The sequence below is a fragment of the Streptomyces spongiicola genome, assembly GCF_003122365.1.
GTDB lineage: Bacteria > Actinomycetota > Actinomycetes > Streptomycetales > Streptomycetaceae > Streptomyces > Streptomyces spongiicola.
The window spans coordinates 4,500,227-4,517,035 of sequence record NZ_CP029254.1 but is presented as its reverse complement, the minus strand read 5'-3'; the positions used below and the strand labels follow the sequence as shown (position 1 = coordinate 4,517,035).

Below are 16,809 nucleotides of genomic sequence, written 5' to 3'. Positions count from 1 at the left end.
CTACCTCTGTGTTTGCACCAACTGACTGCCGTACGTGCAGAGAAGTTGCCGTCTGTAAGCGAACCGATACCGAATTCACCCGAAGGGGTGAAGGTGGGCAGGGGCGTACGGCCCCCGCGCACCCGGGGTCGGCGTTCAGTGCTTGTAGAAGCCCTGCCCGCTCTTGCGCCCGATGTCACCGGCGTCCACCATCCGGCGCATCAGCTCCGGCGGCGCGAACTTCTCGTCCTGCGACTCGGTGTAGATGTTGCCGGTGGCATGGAGCAGGATGTCGACGCCGGTCAGGTCGGCGGTGGCCAACGGCCCCATCGCATGGCCGAAGCCGAGCTTGCACGCGATGTCGATGTCCTCGGCGCTCGCCACACCCGACTCGTACAGCTTGGCCGCCTCGACGACGAGCGCCGAGATCAGACGGGTGGTCACGAAACCGGCGACGTCGCGGTTGACGACGATGCAGGTCTTGCCCACGGACTCGGCGAACCCGCGTGCGGTGGCGAGCGTCTCGTCGCTGGTCTTGTAACCGCGGACGAGTTCGCACAACTGCATCATCGGCACGGGCGAGAAGAAGTGGGTGCCGACGACGCGCTCCGGCCGCCCGGTCACGGCCGCGATCTTGGTGATCGGGATCGCGGACGTGTTGGACGCGAGCACCGCCTCGTCCCGTACGAGCTTGTCGAGCGCACGGAAGATCTCGTGCTTCACCTCGAGCTTCTCGAAGACCGCCTCCACCACGACGTCCGCGTCGGCGACCGCGTCGAGGTCCGTGGTCGTGGTGATGCGCCCCAACGCGGCCTCGGCGTCGGCCGCTTCGAGCCTGCCCTTGGCGACGAACCTGTCGTACGAGGCCTTGATGCCGTCGGTGCCGCGGGTCAGGGCCGCGTCGGTGACGTCGCGCAGCACGACGTCCCAGCCCGCTTGGGCGGAGACCTGCGCGATACCGGACCCCATGAGTCCGGCCCCGATGACGGCGAGCTTCCTGGCCACTACTGCACCCCTTAACGCACGTTGCCTTCCGGATCCCTGCGGAGGCTATCGGCCACGGGCCGCCGTGTGGCGGCGAAGAGATGCGCGTCACGTCCCGGATGACGGACATCACACCGGAGACGGGGCGGGCGGCCGAACACGGGCCGTCCCAAGGCCCGTCCCGCCGTCCCCGCCGTCCCCGCCGTCCCCGACGGATCGGCGTTCGGCGCTCGGCGCTCGGCGCTCGGCGTCGGGAGCGGTGCACCGCAGGACCGAGGGTCGTACCGACGCCGGGGGTACCGGGGCGACTCGGCGACAGCGCGAGGTGCCGCACCGCAGCCGCGGCCGTCGTCGTCCGCCCCCGGGGACCGCGGCGACAGGCCGTAGGCTGACCGTATGGTCAACCTGACGCGCATCTACACGCGCACCGGCGACAAGGGCACCACGGCGCTCGGCGACATGAGCCGCACGAGCAAGACCGATGTGCGCATCTCCGCCTACGCGGACGCCAACGAGGCCAACGCGGCCATCGGTACGGCCATCGCACTCGGCGGGCTCCCGGAGGAGGTCGTCAAGGTCCTCGTCCGGGTTCAGAACGACCTGTTCGACGTGGGCGCGGACCTGTGCACACCCGTCGTGGAGAACCCGGAGTACCCACCGCTGCGGGTGGAACAGGAGTACGTCGACAAGCTGGAGGCGGACTGCGACCGCTTCCTGGCGGACCTGGACAAGCTCCGCTCGTTCATCCTGCCGGGCGGCACGCCGGGTGCCGCGCTGCTGCACCAGGCGTGCACGGTGGTGCGGCGGGCCGAGCGCTCCACCTGGGCCGCCGTCGAGGTGTACGGCGAGACGATGAACCCGCTGGCGGCCACCTACCTCAACAGGCTCTCCGACCTCCTCTTCATCCTCGCCAGGACCGCGAACAAGGAAGTCGGGGACGTCCTCTGGGTGCCGGGCGGAGAGCGCTGAGGGCTCTGCCGTACCCCCGTGGGGTGGAGGAGGCGCCCGGCGGGCGGACGGCCTGTCACCGCGGCGAGTCCCCGCTGGTTCCCGAGGGTCTGTCCCCGCTGGTCCCTGAGGGTCTGTCCCCGCAGGTCCCCGCGGATGTGCGGCCGGCCCGGGAAGGCGGCGCTCCCGGCCGCCGCCGCCCGCCCGGAGGCCCCCGGACCGCCGGGCGCGCCGACTCGCGCCCGGCGCTGACCGGCCCGCGTCCCGGCTCCCACTCCCACTGCGCCCGCGCCCGCGCCCGCGCCTCAGTCTGCGTCCGCGCCTGCGTCTACGCCGCCACCCGCGCCCGCGGCTGCGGCTCCCACTCCGTCTGACTGATGCCGCGGCGACCCTCCCACGGCCTTCTTCCGGGCGCTCCTCGGAGCCCTCTTCGGAGCCCTCTTCGGAGCCCTCCTCGGAAAGACCGCGTAGCTCAGTGCGAACAGCCCGTGGAAGGCCGCGACCCGCCACGAGAGGTGCGTCCAGTCCTCCGGCGGGCCCGTCCGGGCTGCGTCCCCGACGTACCAGACGGCCGCCTGGAGCAGACCGGTGGCGACGGCCGCGCCCACCGCCGTGCCCAGCCACACCCGGCCCTCGTACCGGGCGCGCCCGGCACCGTGGCGCGGGGGCCTCGCGGGCGGCGGGCCGCCGCCCGGGCGGTGCGCGGCATGCCCGTCCAGCCATGTGACGGTCCGGTGGCCGTGGCCCACCGTGTAGCCGATGTAGAGCGCGGCGAGTCCGTGCCGCCGGCCCGGTTCCGCCCCGCTCCTGAGGTCGGGCACCGTCACCGCCAGCAGGACCGGCTCCAGCAGCGGCTGGACGAGCAGCAAGGCCAGCCCGGTCCTCCGCATCCGGAGCAGATAGCGCGTGGCCAGACCGGCGGCCGGCAGCACCCAGAAGCCGACCTCGCAGACGACGATCAGCGTGACGATCACGGTTGGCCCCTTCGTACCGGAGCCGGACTGCCGGACCCCGGCCACGGACGCGTCGTCGCCGGTGACGAACCGTGACTGCATCCTTCGATGTATCCCCGGCTCACCCCGGGAGGGGGAGGCCGGCGGCCCCACCCGGCGTGTTTCATGGGACGGTGACCTTCCCCCGCCCCCACCGCGACGACGTCCTCATAGCCGTCACCGGCCTCGCCGGCGGTCTGCTGCTGTGGGCGCTGGGGCTGCACACCACCGAGGGCGTCCGTCCGCTGTCCGGGCCGTGGCCGGTGCTCGTGCCGCTCCTCGCCATGTCGGGCCTGGAACTGCTGCGGCGGACCATGCCGAGGACGGCGCTCCTGGCCGGCACGGCCGCGATCGCGGCGGACCAGTTCACACCGGGGAGCATCGCGACGGTCCTGATGTTCACGGACCTCGTGTACGCGGCCGTGGTGTACGGCCCGCCGGCCTCGGCCCGGCGCATCCCCTACGCCGCCGGGTTGATCACGGCCGGGGTCACGGTCTGCTCCCTGGCGTGGTTCCAGGATCCTTCCGCGCTGCTCCTCGGCCTGGTCGTGGGGCTGGTGACGGTCGTCCCGGCCGCGACGGGCGCCCTTGTGCGCAACCACCGCGAGGCCGCGGAGGCGGCACGGCTGCGCGCGGAGCAGACCGCGTTGCTCGCCGAGCTGGACCGCCGGGAGGCGATCACCGCCGAGCGCGCCAGAATGGCCCGGGAACTGCACGACCTGGTCGCCAACCACCTCTCCGCGATCGCCATCCACTCCACCGCCGCGCTGTCCCTGGACGAGCCGGCGACGACCCGGCGGGCACTCACCGTCATCCGGGAGAACAGCGTGGAGGGCCTGGCGGAGATGCGCCGGCTGATCGGGCTGCTGAGGGACAGCGGCGGCAGCGACAGCGGCTGCGACGGCGAGCCCGCCGTCGCCCCCACCCTGGCCGGGCTGGACGCGCTCGTGGACCAGGCCGCCACCAGCGGTGCCGCGAGCGGGCTGAAGTGCACCCTGGACGACGCGATCGACGCGGACGCGGCGCCGCCGGCACCGGTGGCGCTCGCCGCCTACCGGATCGTCCAGGAGTCGCTCACGAACGCGCTGAAGCACGCCGACGCGGGCGAGGTCGCCGTACGCCTCACCGGTGCGGCGGGCCGTGCGCTGACGGTGACCGTGACCAGCCCCTACGGCGGCGGGCCGGAGCCGCGCGCGCCCGGCTCGGGCGCGGGACTCGTCGGGATGAGGGAGCGGATCGCGCTGCTGGGCGGTGAGTTCGAGGCGGGCCCCGGACCCGGCCCGGCGGGCGGTCCGGCGAGGGTCTGGCGGGTACGGGCGGTGCTGCCCACGGTGGACGGCAAGGAGCCCTCGGCATGATCCGGGTCGTGGTCGCGGAGGACCAGAAGTCCGTCAGGGCCGGTCTGGTACTGATCCTGGGCAGTTCCCCCGGCATAGAGGTGGTGGGCGAGGCCGGGGACGGCGAGGAGGCGGTGCGGCTCGCCCGGGCGCTGCGGCCGGATCTCGTGCTGATGGATGTGCGGATGCCGCGTCTGGACGGGGTCTCGGCGACCCGTCAGGTCGTCGGGGAGGGCCTGGCGGACGTCCTGGTGCTGACGACGTTCGACCTCGACGCGTATGTGTTCGGCGCGCTGCGCGCGGGGGCCGCCGGATTCCTGCTGAAGAACACCGAGGCGCGGGACCTGGTCGAGGCGGTGCGCACGGTCGCCCGCGGCGAGGGCCTGATCGCCCCGGCCGTGACCCGGCGGCTGCTCGCGGAGTTCGCCTCCACCGTGCCCGGGCCGTCGCGGGACCCGGCCGTGCTCGACGCGCTGACGCCGCGTGAGCGCGAGGTGCTGTCCTGTCTGGGCGGGGGTCTGTCGAACGCCGAGATCGCCGTACGGCTCCGGATGGCCGAGGCCACGGTGAAGACCCATGTCAGCAGGCTCCTGGGCAAGCTCGAACTGCGCAGCCGGCTTCAAGCCGCCGTGCTGGCGCGGGAGTTGGGAGTCTGAGCGCCGGAGACCCCATCCCCCGGCGATGGTCTGGACCTATTGACGATTGGTCCAGACCTTCCTACGCTCACCGCACACACACCGCGGTGGGCCCCGCGGAGTGCTCTGTACGGACCGCCCCCATCCCGTCCGTCCGCGAACTCGAGGAGCACCCTTGAGCACGACTACCCCCCGCACCAGAACCGGCCTCAGGTCCAGAGCGACGGCAGGGTTCACCGCCCTGCTGCTTCCCCTCGCCGCCATGGTCGGACTCGCCACACCCGCCCAGGCGGCCACCGCCGCCACCGCCACCTACACCAAGGTCCAGGACTGGGGCACCGGCTTCGAGGGCAAGTGGACGGTGAAGAACACCGGTACCACCTCGATCAGCTCCTGGACCGTCGAGTGGGACTTCCCCTCCGGTACGTCCGTCGCCTCCGCCTGGGACGCGGACGTCACCTCCTCCGGCACCCACTGGACCGCCCGAAACAAGAGCTGGAACGGCACCCTCGCCCCCGGCTCCTCGGTGTCCTTCGGCTTCAACGGCGCGGGCCCCGGCTCCCCGTCCGGCTGCCGGGTCAACGGCGGCTCCTGCGACGGCGGCACGGTTCCCGGCGACAACCCGCCGTCCGCCCCCGGCACCCCGTCCGCGAGCGGTGTCACCGACACCTCGGTGACACTGAGCTGGACCGCGGCCACGGACGACAAGGGCATCAAGAACTACGACGTCCTCCGCGACGGCACACGAGTCGCCACCGTCACCGGACTGAGCCACACCGACACCCGGCTCACCGCGGGCACCGACTACTCGTACACAGTGCGGGCCCGCGACACCGCCGACCAGACCGGCCCACCCAGCGGCGCCCGCGCCGTGCGGACCACCGGCGGCGACCCGGGCCCCGGACCCGGCCCCGGCTCGAAGGTCAAGCTCGGCTACTTCACCAACTGGGGCGTCTACGGCCGCAACTACCATGTGAAGAACCTCGTCACCTCCGGCACCGCCGCCAAGATCACCCACATCAACTACGCCTTCGGCAACGTCCAGAACGGCCGGTGCACCATCGGCGACTCCTACGCCGACCACGACAGGGCCTACACCGCCGACCAGTCGGTCGACGGCGTCGCCGACACCTGGGACCAGCCCCTGCGCGGAAACTTCAACCAGCTCCGCAAGCTCAAGCAGCGCTACCCGCACATCAAGATCCTCTGGTCGTTCGGCGGCTGGACCTGGTCCGGCGGCTTCCCCCAGGCGGTCCAGAACCCGACCGCCTTCGCCGACTCCTGCTACGACCTGGTCGAGGACCCGCGCTGGGCCGACGTGTTCGACGGCATCGACCTGGACTGGGAGTACCCGAACGCCTGCGGCCTGACCTGCGACACCAGCGGCCCCGCCGCCTTCGGCAACATGATGCGGGCCATGCGCACCAAGTTCGGTCCGGACAATCTGGTCACGGCCGCCATCACGGCCGACGCCAGCACCGGCGGCAAGATCGACAAGACCGACTACGCCGGCGCCGCGCAGTACTCCGACTGGTACAACGTGATGACGTACGACTTCTTCGGCGCCTTCGACGCGGACGGCCCCACCGCCCCGCACTCGCCGCTCACCTCGTACACCGGCATCCCGCAACAGGGCTTCACCTCCGCGGAGGCGATCGCCAGGCTCAAGGCCCAGGGCGTCCCCGCAGCCAAGCTGCTGCTGGGCATCGGCTTCTACGGCCGCGGCTGGACGGGCGTCACCCAGTCCGCGCCGGGCGGCTCGGCCACCGGACCCGCCCCCGGCACCTACGAACAGGGCATCGAGGACTACAAGGTCCTGAAGAACACCTGCCCCGCCAACGGCACCGTGGCCGGAACCGCGTACGCCCACTGCGGTTCCCAGTGGTGGAGCTACGACACCCCGGCGACCATCGGCGGCAAGATGGGCTGGGCGAAGAGCCAGAACCTGGGAGGCGCGTTCTTCTGGGAGTTCAGCGGCGACACCGCGAACGGCGAGCTGGTGAGCGCGATCAGCGGCGGGCTGGGATAGCCGCGGCACCCGGACGGGGGGTGGTGCACCGCACCACCCCCCGATTCCCTTACGACACGGCGGGGTTCGGACGGCTCCCCACCCACCCGCGGCACGCCCCCGCTCAGACGGTCACCGGATAGGACAGCAGCAGGCTCACGGCCGCCAGCAGAGCCGCCACGGTGAGCCCGAGCAGCACCCACTGGGCGCGCCCCGCCCTGGCCCGGCCCGCCACCGCGGCGAAGAACAGCACGAGGGCGAACAGCACCGCGGTCAGCACGTAGTTGTCGGACCGCTGGTTCGCCTGACGCGCCGTCGCCGACTTGCGTTCGGCCTCCCCCACCAGGCGCTCCGCCTGCTCCTCGGCGGCGACCCGGTACTCCGGCATGTCGAACGGCGTCGACGGCGCCTCGGGGTCGGTCAGAGGACGCCTCATCAGCCAGGCGGACACGGCCGGCTCGAACTCGTCGCGGAACCGGTTGAAGAGAAAGCCGGAGACGCTGTCGGGGTCCGGTGTGTACGTACCCTGCGGCCGCTTCGACGGATCGGCGACGATCTCGTCGTTGAGCGCGGTGAGCCACTGGGTGAAGGTGATCACGTCGATGGTCACCAGCTGGCCCGCCTCGGCCGAACGCCGCGAGGACTCGGTGCGCGCCGCGGACGCCTGCGCGTAGGAGTTCGCCTGCACACCGCTCCACTTGGCGCTCTGGAACCCGGCCCACGCGGTACCGACCGCGGCCAGGGCGAGGATGACCGTGAGGAAAAGCTCGATCCGGTCCCTCCCGCGGCTCTTCTCCGCCGGCTCGCCGCCGCCGGAACCTCCGGGACCACCAGGACCTCCCGGCCCGTCACTTCCCCCGTACGCTCCCCCGTCGTCGGCGCCCTCCCCGGCACGCCCGTCCGCTGCGCTCATGGCGCGAGCCTATGCGCGCAGCGGCCCGGAAAGCGGCGCGAACCGGCCCGCAGTCGCCCAAGCGGGGGGAGACCCGCCCAGCATCACCCGGATTCCGTACGGCCGGGGCCTCGCCACTCAAGGCCGCATCGCCCCTCCCCCAGACTCCGTCCAGGGGCACCCCCAACCAACGAGACACCCCTACTTCAGGCCACATCGACCCTCCCCCAGACTCCGTCCAGGGGCACCCCCAACCAACGAGACACCTCTATTTAGGCCACATTGACTCGTTGGCCCGGAGGGGCTGCCTCGAGCCAGGCCAGGAAGCCGGTCAGGGCGTCCTCGCTCATCGCCAGTTCGAGGCGGATGCCGCGGTGCAGGCAGCCGAGGACGACCGCGTCCGACAGCAGCGCCAGCTCCTCCTCGCCCTCGGGCAGGCGCCGGGAGACCACCTCGATGGCCGAGCGCTCCAGGGCGCGCCGCGGCCTGGGGGCGTAGGAGAAGACCCGGAACCACTCGACCCGGTCGCCGTTGTAGCGGGCCACGCCGTACACCCAGCCCTTGCCGGAGTGGTCGTCCTCGTCGGGCGCGTTCCAGCGCAGGCTGCAGTCGAAGGTGCCCCCCGAGCGCTGGATCAGTCTGCGGCGCAGGCCGAAGACGAAGAGCCCGATCACCACCAGTGCGACGACCAGTCCGCTCACAAGCAGAGCGAGGAACATCTCCACCGACCTCCTCGCTTCGTCCCGTAGCGGAATACGACCTGCATCTGCGTCTGCACCTGCATTGCCTCAGCCGCGACCTGGTCTGGAGAAGTCCAGTCCGGGCCGCGGCTGAGAGTGGTTCATCGGCGGGTGTGCGCTCAGCGCACCGCCACCGCGCGCAGCCGGACCTCGGCGCGCCGCCCGGCGGCGGCGTCGTCGTCGGTCTTCGCACGCTCCAGCGCACGCTCGGCGCGCTGGGCGTCGATCTCGTCCGCCAGCTCGGCGATCTCCGCCAGCAGCGACAGCTTGTTGTCGGCGAACGAGATGAAACCGCCGTGCACGGCGGCGACGACCGTCGCCTCGCTCGTACGGATGGTCACCGGGCCCGATTCCAGCACACCGAGCAGCGGCTGGTGACCGGGCATGACGCCGATGTCGCCGGACGTGGTGCGCGCGACGACCAGGTCGGCCTCGCCCGACCAGACCTGGCGGTCGGCGGCGACCAGCTCGACGTGCAGCTCAGCAGCCAAGGTTGGCTCCTCGGGTCACCACCCGGCGGTCTTGCCGGGTGTTGGGTCGTAAGTCTAGTAGGGGCCCGGGCGGCGAAACGCCGGGGGCCGTCCGGGGGCCGCCGCGCGGGCGGCTGGTTCAGGACCCCGGGAGGGCGTGGGACGGGGGGCGGGGCGGGACCCGCCCCCCGTCGTGAGTCGCGGGACTCAGGAGACGCCCAGCTCCTTGGCGTTCTTCTTGAGGTCCTCGAGACCACCGCACATGAAGAAGGCCTGCTCCGGGAAGTGGTCGAAGTCGCCGTCGCAGATCGCGTTGAACGCGGCGATCGACTCGTCCAGCGGAACGTCCGAGCCGTCCACGCCGGTGAACTGCTTCGCCGCGTGGGTGTTCTGGGACAGGAAGCGCTCGACCCGACGGGCACGGTGGACGACCAGCTTGTCCTCCTCGCCCAGTTCGTCGATGCCGAGGATCGCGATGATGTCCTGGAGGTCCTTGTACTTCTGGAGGATCCCCTTGACGCGCATGGCGGTCGTGTAGTGGTCCTGCGAGATGTAGCGCGGGTCCAGGATGCGGGACGTGGAGTCCAGCGGGTCCACCGCGGGGTAGATGCCCTTCTCGGAGATCGGACGGGAGAGCACCGTCGTCGCGTCGAGGTGGGCGAAGGTGGTCGCCGGCGCCGGGTCGGTCAGGTCGTCCGCGGGGACGTAGATCGCCTGCATCGAGGTGATCGAGTGACCGCGGGTCGAGGTGATGCGCTCCTGGAGGAGGCCCATCTCGTCCGCCAGGTTCGGCTGGTAGCCCACCGCGGACGGCATGCGGCCGAGCAGGGTGGACACCTCGGAACCGGCCTGGGTGAAGCGGAAGATGTTGTCGATGAAGAACAGCACGTCCTGCTTCTGCACATCGCGGAAGTACTCCGCCATGGTCAGACCGGCCAGGGCGACCCGCAGACGGGTGCCCGGGGGCTCGTCCATCTGGCCGAAGACCAGCGCGGTCTTGTCCAGAACGCCGGACTCCTCCATCTCGGCGATGAGGTCGTTGCCCTCACGGGTGCGCTCACCGACGCCGGCGAACACGGAAACGCCCTCGTGCAGCTTCGCCACACGCATGATCATTTCCTGGATGAGGACGGTCTTGCCGACGCCGGCGCCACCGAACAGACCGATCTTCCCGCCCTTGACGTACGGGGTGAGAAGGTCGACGACCTTCAGGCCGGTCTCGAACATCTCGGTCTTGGACTCGAGGTCCTCGAACTTCGGGGCCTTGCGGTGGATCTCCCAGCGCTCGGACTCCTGGCCGTTGGCCTCCGGCTCGTTCAGCACCTCACCGAGGGTGTTGAACACCTTGCCCTTGGTGAAGTCGCCGACCGGGACGGTGATGCCCTTGCCCGTGTCGGTCACCGGGGCCTGGCGGACCAGGCCGTCGGTGGGCTGCATCGAGATGGTGCGCACGACGCCCTCGCCGAGGTGCTGCGCGACCTCGAGCGTCAGGGTCTTGGTCGTGCCCGGGGCAGCCGGGTCCGGGACCTCGACGGACAGCGCGTTGTAGATCTCCGGCATCGCGTCGACGGGGAACTCCACGTCGACGACCGGGCCGATGACCCGCGCGACGCGGCCGGTGGCCACGCCGGCCGGAACGGTCGGCTCAACAGTGGTGGTCATTAGTAGTCACTCCCCGCGGTCGCGTCGGCCAGGGCGCTCGCGCCACCGACGATCTCGCTGATTTCCTGGGTGATGTCGGCCTGGCGGGCCGCGTTGGCAAGTCGGGTGTAGGTGTTGATCAGGTCACCCGCGTTGTCGGTCGCCGACTTCATCGCCTTGCGGCGGGACGCGTGCTCGGAAGCCGCGGCCTGAAGCAGGGCGTTGTAGATCCGGCTCTCGACGTACCGGGGCAGCAGCGCGTCGAGGACGTCCTCCGCCGACGGCTCGAAGTCGAACAGCGGAAGCAGCTCGTCCTTCCCGCCGCCCCCGGCCTCCGCCTCGCCGAGGCTGAGCGGCAGCAGCCGGCCGTCGACCGGCGTCTGCGTCAGCATCGAGACGAACTCGGTGAAGACGATGTGGAGTTCGTCCACGCCGCCCTCGCCCGTGTCCTTCTCGATCGCCTCGATCAGGGGCGCCGCGATCTCCTTGGCGTCGGCGTACGACGGGTTGTCGGTGAAGCCCGTCCAGGAGTCCGCGATCGGAAGTTCACGGAAGCCGTAGTAGGCCACGCCCTTGCGGCCGACGACATAGGTGTCGACCTCCTTGCCCTCGCCGCGGAGCCGCTCGGTCAGCCGGGCGGCCGTCTTGATGGCGTTGGAGGAGTAGCCGCCGGCCAGCCCGCGGTCGCTGGTGAGGAGCAGGACCGCGGCACGGGCCGGGGACTCCGCCTCCGTGGTCAGCGGGTGCTTCGTGTTCGAACCGGTCGCCACCGCGGTGACCGCGCGGGTCAGCTCGGTCGCGTACGGCGTGGAGGCCGCCACCTTGCGCTGCGCCTTGACGATGCGCGAGGCGGAGATCATCTCCATCGCCTTGGTGATCTTCTTCGTCGCGCTGACCGTCTTGATACGACGCTTGTAGACCCGGAGCTGGGCTCCCATGAGTCAGGTCCCTTCCGTCGTCACTTCGAGACGTTGACGGCCGCCGGAGCGTCCTCGCCGAGCAGCCTGCCGTCGGACGTCTCGAACTGCCTCTTGAAGTCGGCGATCGCCTCGGCGAGCTTCTCGAGCAGGTCGTCGGACATCTTGCCGCCCTCGCGGATGGAGGTCATCAGCGTCTTGTGCTCGCGGTGCAGGAACTCGAGCAGCTCGGACTCGAAGCGGCGGATGTCCTCGACCGGGACGTCGTCCATCTTGCCGGTGGTGCCGGCCCAGATGGAGACGACCTGGTTCTCCGTCGAGTACGGGGCGTACTGCGGCTGCTTCAGCAGCTCGACCATGCGCTTGCCGCGCTCCAGGGCGGACTTCGACGCGGCGTCCAGGTCGGAACCGAAGGCGGCGAACGCCTCCAGCTCGCGGTACTGGGCCAGGTCGACGCGAAGCCGGCCGGAGACCTGCTTCATGGCCTTGTGCTGGGCGGAGCCACCGACGCGGGAGACCGAGATACCGACGTTCAGGGCCGGGCGCTGACCGGCGTTGAACAGGTCGGACTCCAGGAAGCACTGGCCGTCGGTGATGGAGATGACGTTGGTCGGGATGAACGCCGACACGTCGTTGGCCTTGGTCTCGACGATCGGCAGCCCGGTCATCGAGCCGGCTCCCATGTCGTCGGACAGCTTGGCGCAGCGCTCCAGCAGACGGGAGTGCAGGTAGAAGACGTCGCCCGGGTAGGCCTCACGGCCCGGCGGGCGGCGCAGCAGCAGCGACACGGCGCGGTAGGCGTCGGCCTGCTTCGACAGGTCGTCGAAGACGATGAGGACGTGCTTGCCCTCGTACATCCAGTGCTGGCCGATGGCCGAGCCGGTGTACGGCGCCAGGTACTTGAAGCCGGCCGGGTCGGACGCCGGGGCGGCGACGATCGTCGTGTACTCGAGGGCGCCGGCCTCCTCCAGCGCGCCGCGCACGGACGCGATGGTGGAGCCCTTCTGGCCGACGGCGACGTAGATGCAGCGGACCTGCTTCGACGGGTCGCCGGAGCGCCAGTTGTCGCGCTGGTTGATGATCGTGTCGACGGCCAGGGCGGTCTTGCCCGTCTGGCGGTCGCCGATGATCAGCTGACGCTGACCGCGGCCGACCGGGGTCATCGCGTCGACGGCCTTGTAGCCCGTCTCCATGGGCTCGTGCACCGACTTGCGCTGCATGACCGTGGGGGCCTGCAGTTCGAGGGCGCGGCGGCCCGAGGTCTCGATCTCGCCGAGGCCGTCGATCGGGTTGCCGAGCGGGTCGACAACGCGGCCGAGGTAGCCCTCGCCGACGGCGACGGACAGGACCTCGCCGGTGCGCTGGACCGGCTGGCCCTCCTCGATGCCGCTGAACTCACCGAGGACGATGGCACCGATCTCGCGCTCCTCGAGGTTGAGGGCGAGGCCGAGGGTGCCGTCCTCGAACTTCAGCAGTTCGTTGGCCATCGTCGAGGGAAGTCCCTCGACCTTCGCGATGCCGTCGCCGGCAAGGCTGACCGTACCGACCTCCTCGCGCGAGGCCGCGTCCGGCTTGTACGACTGGACAAAGTCCTCCAGCGCGTCCCGGATCTCCTCCGGCCGGATCGTGAGCTCCGCCATCTGGGTTCCCTGCTCTCCTTGTTGGGCCCGAAGTTTCTTTGGGGGTCTGGGGCTGTGTCCATGACGGCTCGCGCCGCGGGACCCCCAGGAATCCTCTGCGGCCCAACCGGGCCGCTCTAGCAATTCTTTTCTGACTTGGGTGGCCGGTCAGCCCGTGAGGCGGCGCTGTGCCTCGGCGATGCGGTCCAGGACCGTCCCGTCGATCAGCTCGTCGCCGACCCGCACCGAGATCCCGCCGAGGACCCCGGGGTCCACGTCCAGGTTCAGATGCATCTCACGGCCGTACACGTTCGCCAGCACGGCTGCGAGGCGCTGCTTCTGCCGGTCGGACAGCGGTACCGCGGAGGTGACCACGGCGACCAGCCGGTTCCGGCGCTCGGCGGCGAGCTTGGAGAGGGACTCGAGTCCCGCTTCCAGGCTACGTCCACGGGGTGCCGTGACAAGACGGACCACGAGCCGCTCGGTGACGGGGTCGACCTTGCCGCCGAGGAGGCCTCGGACCAGCTGGGACTTGGCGGCCGCCGTGGCGGTCCGGTCGGTCAGCGCGGCACGCAGCGACGGGTTGGACGCGACGATCCGGCCGAACCGGAACAGCTCGTCCTCGACGCCGTCCAGGGTGCCGGCCCGCTGCGCGGCCGTGAGCTCGGCGGTGGCCGCCAGCCTCTCCAGCGCGTCCACCAGGTCGCGGGACTGCGACCAGCGGGAGCGGACCATCCCGGAGACCAGGTCGGCGGACTCGCCGCCCACCTGACCGCTCAGCAGCCGGGCGGCCAGCTCGGCCTTGCCCTCACCGGGCTGCGCCGGGTCGGTCAGGACCCGACGCAGCGACACCTCGCGGTCGAGCAGCGCGGTGACGGCGACCAGCTCCTCGGCGAGCTTCGCCGCGTCGGCCGACGTGCTGTCGGTCAGCGCGTCGAGACGCTCGCGTGCGGCGGCCAGTGCCTCGCGGCTCGCTCCGTTCATCGGGCGGCCTCGGCCTTCTCCTCGAGCTCGTCGAGGAAGCGGTCGATGACACGGCTCTGGCGGGCGTGGTCCTCGAGGGACTCACCGACCAGCTTGCCGGCCAGGTCGGTGGCCAGCTGGCCCACGTCCTGGCGCAGCGCGGACGCCGCGGCCTTGCGGTCGGCCTCGATCTGGGCGTGGCCGGCGGCGACGATCTCCTCGCGCTGCCGCTGGCCTTCCGCGCGCATCTCGGCGATGATCGCGGCGCCCTGCTCCGTGGCCTCCTGGCGCAGACGCGCGGCCTCGTGACGGGCCTCGGCGAGCTGAGCGCGGTACTGCTCGAGCACGCTCTGGGCCTCGACCTGGGCCGCCTCGGCCTTCTCCATGCCGCCTTCGATGGCCTCGCGGCGCTCCTCCAGAACCCTGTTGATGTTCGGGAGGAGCTTCTTGGCGAGGAAGAAGAAGACGATGGCGAAGGCGATCGTGCCGACGAGCAGCTCGGGGCCCGGGGGAAGGAGCGGGCTCTGCTCCTCCCCGGCCGCCAGCTGAACGAGGTTGGCGATCACATCAGTGCCTTTCGTCGATAAGTGGTCGGTGAGGGGTCAGGTCACGGACCGTAAACGAACGGCATGACGATGCCGATGAGGGCGAGCGCCTCACAGAAGGCGAAGCCGAGGATCTGGTTGGCGCGGATCAGGCCGGCGGCCTCGGGCTGACGGGCCAGGGCCTGGGTGCCGTTACCGAAGACGATGCCGACGCCGATGCCGGGGCCGATGGCGGCGAGGCCGTAACCGATGGAGCCGAGCGAACCGGAGACAGCGGCGAGGGTCTCAGTGGCAGCCATGCTGATTCTTCCTTTTCATCTACGGACCGGTGGGGGTTGGCCACCGGACGTTCTGGGAGTGGTGCGGGCGAGGCGGGGCTCAGTGGTGCTCGGCGAGAGCGCCCTGAATGTAGGAGCAGGCCAGCAGGACGAAGACGTACGCCTGGACGGCCTGGACGAAGAGCTCGAAGACGATCATGGCCATGGTCATCACGAAGGAGACGCCGGCGGCCGGGATGAGCCAGCTGTTCAGCAGGTACCAGGAGGCGATGGTGAACATCACCAGCATCAGATGACCGGCGAACATGTTGGCGAAGAGCCGGACCGCGTGGGTGAACGGGCGGACCAGCAGGTTGGAGAAGAACTCGATGAACGAGACCAGCCACTTGATCGGGCCGAGCGACGGGTCGTAACCGGTGATGTTCTTCCAGCCGCCGACGAAGCCGTGGCGCTTGAAGGTCAGCGAGACCCAGACCACATAGACGATCAGGGCCAGGACCATCGGGTACGCGATGATCGACGCCACCGGGAACTGCGCCAGCGGGACCACGGACCAGATGTTCATGATCCAGACGAAGAAGAAGATCGAGACCATCAGCGGGACGAACTTCTCGCCCTCACGCTTCCCGATGGTCTCGTAGACGATTCCGCGGCGCACGAAGTCGTAGCCGGCCTCGCCGATCATCTGCAGCTTGCCCGGGACGACCTTCGCCCTGCCGAACGCCGCGTAGAAGAAGCTGACGACGACGAGCGTGGTGATCAGCGCGAGCAGCATCACCTTGTTGAACTCGAAGCCGCCGACGGTGGCGATGGGCTGGAAGAGGAAGGAGTGCAGGCCCGGCGCCGGAAAGCCACAGCCGTTGTCGGCCAGGATGCGGCAGCTCCAGTCAAAGGCGAGCGTGGTCTGTTCAGCACTCACCGCGGGCTCCTTCGGCGTGACGCATGGGTTCGGCAACCTCGTTGTGTCGGCGCGGCGCGCAGCCGCGAGTCGGCACCGGACTGGTGTTTCGGATGTGGGGGCGGCGGTCAGGCATCGAGGCCTCGCGATCGAGCAGGCGTCAGCTCAGATGCCCGCGCCCGCAGTGCCGCAGTTGGCACCGGACGATAGCAGTTTCTCGAACGCGCACTTATCCCGGCCCTACCCGTCACGCCGACGGCCCCGTCTTCTCGCCCCTGCGGGCTTCCGACGGCTCCGGTTCGACGTAGAGGATCTTGGCCTTCATATGGGCACGGGCCTGTGCGGCCACCCAGACGAGCGTCGACGCGACGATCGAGGCCGCGAAGGTCCTGGGGTTGAACAGGGTGGTGTCCTTGAAGGCTGCGACGAAGAGGAACAGCACGAGCAGCTGCGTCGTGTAGAGCATCAGGCCCATCGCCTGGAACAGCTGCGGGAAGCTCTTCGCGGTCCGCTGCAGCACCACGATCCCGATGCCCATGAAGAGGATGACCACCAGAGTGCCGACGACCGCGCCGAGGGCCCCCTTGCCGCCGGCGACCACACCGCTGACGATCGCGGCGATCACGCCGACGGCGGCGGTGGGCACGACGGTCTGAAGGAGAGTCCGGACGTCATTGGACGGCATGGCGTCAACTCCGCTGGGTGGTGGGGCAGGGGTGTCGTCGAGGACGAGCGTGGATCCGGTCCGAGGTGGGTCTCGGGCACCGAAGAGACCGTCGCACTGCGGTCCTTCGGCTCTGTCGCCGGTTCTCGTGAACCGTATCACAAACTATTTGAAGAGGTCTTTACCCGTCGGTGTGCCAACTCTCACACATGAGAGTGAGGTCGCGCGTGTGTGCAGGACAAATTACCGCTTTGTCTGGTATTGGCCGTGAACACGTTCTGGCGGCGGTCGTCCCGGGC

General features: G+C 70.3%; 17 protein-coding genes. 4 read left to right on the top strand and 13 right to left on the bottom strand.

The window, feature by feature from the left end; translation table 11 throughout:
• Nucleotides 1–135: 135 nt before the first annotated feature.
• Entirely contained in the window at nucleotides 136–984 is an 849-nt protein-coding gene (locus tag DDQ41_RS19970; protein ID WP_109295702.1) for a 3-hydroxyacyl-CoA dehydrogenase family protein, read from the bottom strand.
• 375 nt (nucleotides 985–1,359) lie between these two features.
• Here DDQ41_RS19970 and DDQ41_RS19965 point away from each other — a divergent pair, with 375 nt between their 5' ends.
• A complete protein-coding gene (locus DDQ41_RS19965; RefSeq protein ID WP_109295701.1) occupies nucleotides 1,360–1,932 on the top strand; it encodes a cob(I)yrinic acid a,c-diamide adenosyltransferase in 573 nt (190 codons plus the stop codon).
• 284 nt (nucleotides 1,933–2,216) lie between these two features.
• Here DDQ41_RS19965 and DDQ41_RS19960 read toward each other — a convergent pair whose 3' ends face one another.
• Nucleotides 2,217–2,885, bottom strand: coding sequence for a hypothetical protein (locus tag DDQ41_RS19960; RefSeq protein ID WP_262508674.1), 669 nt, complete (start codon nucleotides 2,883–2,885; stop codon nucleotides 2,217–2,219).
• Nucleotides 2,886–3,037: 152 nt separating this feature from the next.
• On the opposite strand from DDQ41_RS19960, the gene DDQ41_RS19955 reads away from it, so the two are divergent.
• The 3 genes from DDQ41_RS19955 (at nucleotide 3,038) to DDQ41_RS19945 (ending at nucleotide 6,904) form a co-directional block, all read left to right on the top strand.
• Nucleotides 3,038–4,261: a sensor histidine kinase gene (locus DDQ41_RS19955; protein ID WP_109295700.1), complete on the top strand. Its 1,224-nt coding sequence runs from the start codon at nucleotides 3,038–3,040 to the stop codon at nucleotides 4,259–4,261.
• Nucleotides 4,258–4,896 (top strand): response regulator, encoded by a 639-nt coding sequence (locus tag DDQ41_RS19950; RefSeq protein ID WP_109295699.1) that lies wholly within the window; start codon nucleotides 4,258–4,260, stop codon nucleotides 4,894–4,896. The genes DDQ41_RS19955 and DDQ41_RS19950 overlap by 4 nt, the downstream gene beginning before the upstream one ends.
• A 154-nt stretch (nucleotides 4,897–5,050) precedes the next feature.
• Complete coding sequence (locus DDQ41_RS19945; protein ID WP_109295698.1) at nucleotides 5,051–6,904, top strand: glycoside hydrolase family 18 chitinase; 1,854 nt, start codon at nucleotides 5,051–5,053, stop codon at nucleotides 6,902–6,904.
• 103 nt (nucleotides 6,905–7,007) lie between these two features.
• Here DDQ41_RS19945 and DDQ41_RS19940 read toward each other — a convergent pair whose 3' ends face one another.
• From DDQ41_RS19940 to DDQ41_RS19890, 11 genes are all read right to left on the bottom strand, one after another.
• Nucleotides 7,008–7,796 (bottom strand): hypothetical protein, encoded by a 789-nt coding sequence (locus tag DDQ41_RS19940; protein ID WP_109295697.1) that lies wholly within the window; start codon nucleotides 7,794–7,796, stop codon nucleotides 7,008–7,010.
• Between the two features lie 251 nt (nucleotides 7,797–8,047).
• Nucleotides 8,048–8,494, bottom strand: coding sequence for a DUF2550 domain-containing protein (locus DDQ41_RS19935; protein WP_109295696.1), 447 nt, complete (start codon nucleotides 8,492–8,494; stop codon nucleotides 8,048–8,050).
• 140 nt (nucleotides 8,495–8,634) lie between these two features.
• Nucleotides 8,635–9,006: a F0F1 ATP synthase subunit epsilon gene (locus DDQ41_RS19930; RefSeq protein WP_109295695.1), complete on the bottom strand. Its 372-nt coding sequence runs from the start codon at nucleotides 9,004–9,006 to the stop codon at nucleotides 8,635–8,637.
• 186 nt (nucleotides 9,007–9,192) lie between these two features.
• On the bottom strand, nucleotides 9,193–10,647 hold the full coding sequence (atpD, locus tag DDQ41_RS19925) for a F0F1 ATP synthase subunit beta (RefSeq protein WP_109295694.1): 1,455 nt from the start codon (nucleotides 10,645–10,647) through the stop codon (nucleotides 9,193–9,195).
• Complete coding sequence (locus DDQ41_RS19920; protein ID WP_109295693.1) at nucleotides 10,647–11,564, bottom strand: F0F1 ATP synthase subunit gamma; 918 nt, start codon at nucleotides 11,562–11,564, stop codon at nucleotides 10,647–10,649. The genes atpD and DDQ41_RS19920 overlap by 1 nt, the downstream gene beginning before the upstream one ends.
• Before the next feature lie 20 nt (nucleotides 11,565–11,584).
• A complete protein-coding gene (atpA, locus tag DDQ41_RS19915) occupies nucleotides 11,585–13,183 on the bottom strand; it encodes a F0F1 ATP synthase subunit alpha (RefSeq protein ID WP_109295692.1) in 1,599 nt (532 codons plus the stop codon).
• Nucleotides 13,184–13,330: 147 nt separating this feature from the next.
• Nucleotides 13,331–14,146 (bottom strand): F0F1 ATP synthase subunit delta, encoded by an 816-nt coding sequence (locus DDQ41_RS19910; RefSeq protein ID WP_109295691.1) that lies wholly within the window; start codon nucleotides 14,144–14,146, stop codon nucleotides 13,331–13,333.
• Nucleotides 14,143–14,691 carry a F0F1 ATP synthase subunit B gene (locus tag DDQ41_RS19905; RefSeq protein ID WP_109295690.1) on the bottom strand — a complete coding sequence of 183 codons (549 nt, stop codon included), beginning with the start codon at nucleotides 14,689–14,691 and terminating at the stop codon, nucleotides 14,143–14,145. Before DDQ41_RS19905 ends, DDQ41_RS19910 begins: the two co-directional genes overlap by 4 nt.
• Nucleotides 14,692–14,732: 41 nt before the next feature.
• Nucleotides 14,733–14,969 (bottom strand): ATP synthase F0 subunit C, encoded by a 237-nt coding sequence (gene atpE, locus DDQ41_RS19900; protein WP_109295689.1) that lies wholly within the window; start codon nucleotides 14,967–14,969, stop codon nucleotides 14,733–14,735.
• A gap of 79 nt (nucleotides 14,970–15,048) precedes the next feature.
• A complete protein-coding gene (gene atpB / locus DDQ41_RS19895) occupies nucleotides 15,049–15,819 on the bottom strand; it encodes a F0F1 ATP synthase subunit A (RefSeq protein ID WP_109297838.1) in 771 nt (256 codons plus the stop codon).
• A gap of 274 nt (nucleotides 15,820–16,093) precedes the next feature.
• Entirely contained in the window at nucleotides 16,094–16,531 is a 438-nt protein-coding gene (locus tag DDQ41_RS19890) for a hypothetical protein (RefSeq protein WP_109295688.1), read from the bottom strand.
• Between the last annotated feature and the right edge of the window lie 278 nt (nucleotides 16,532–16,809).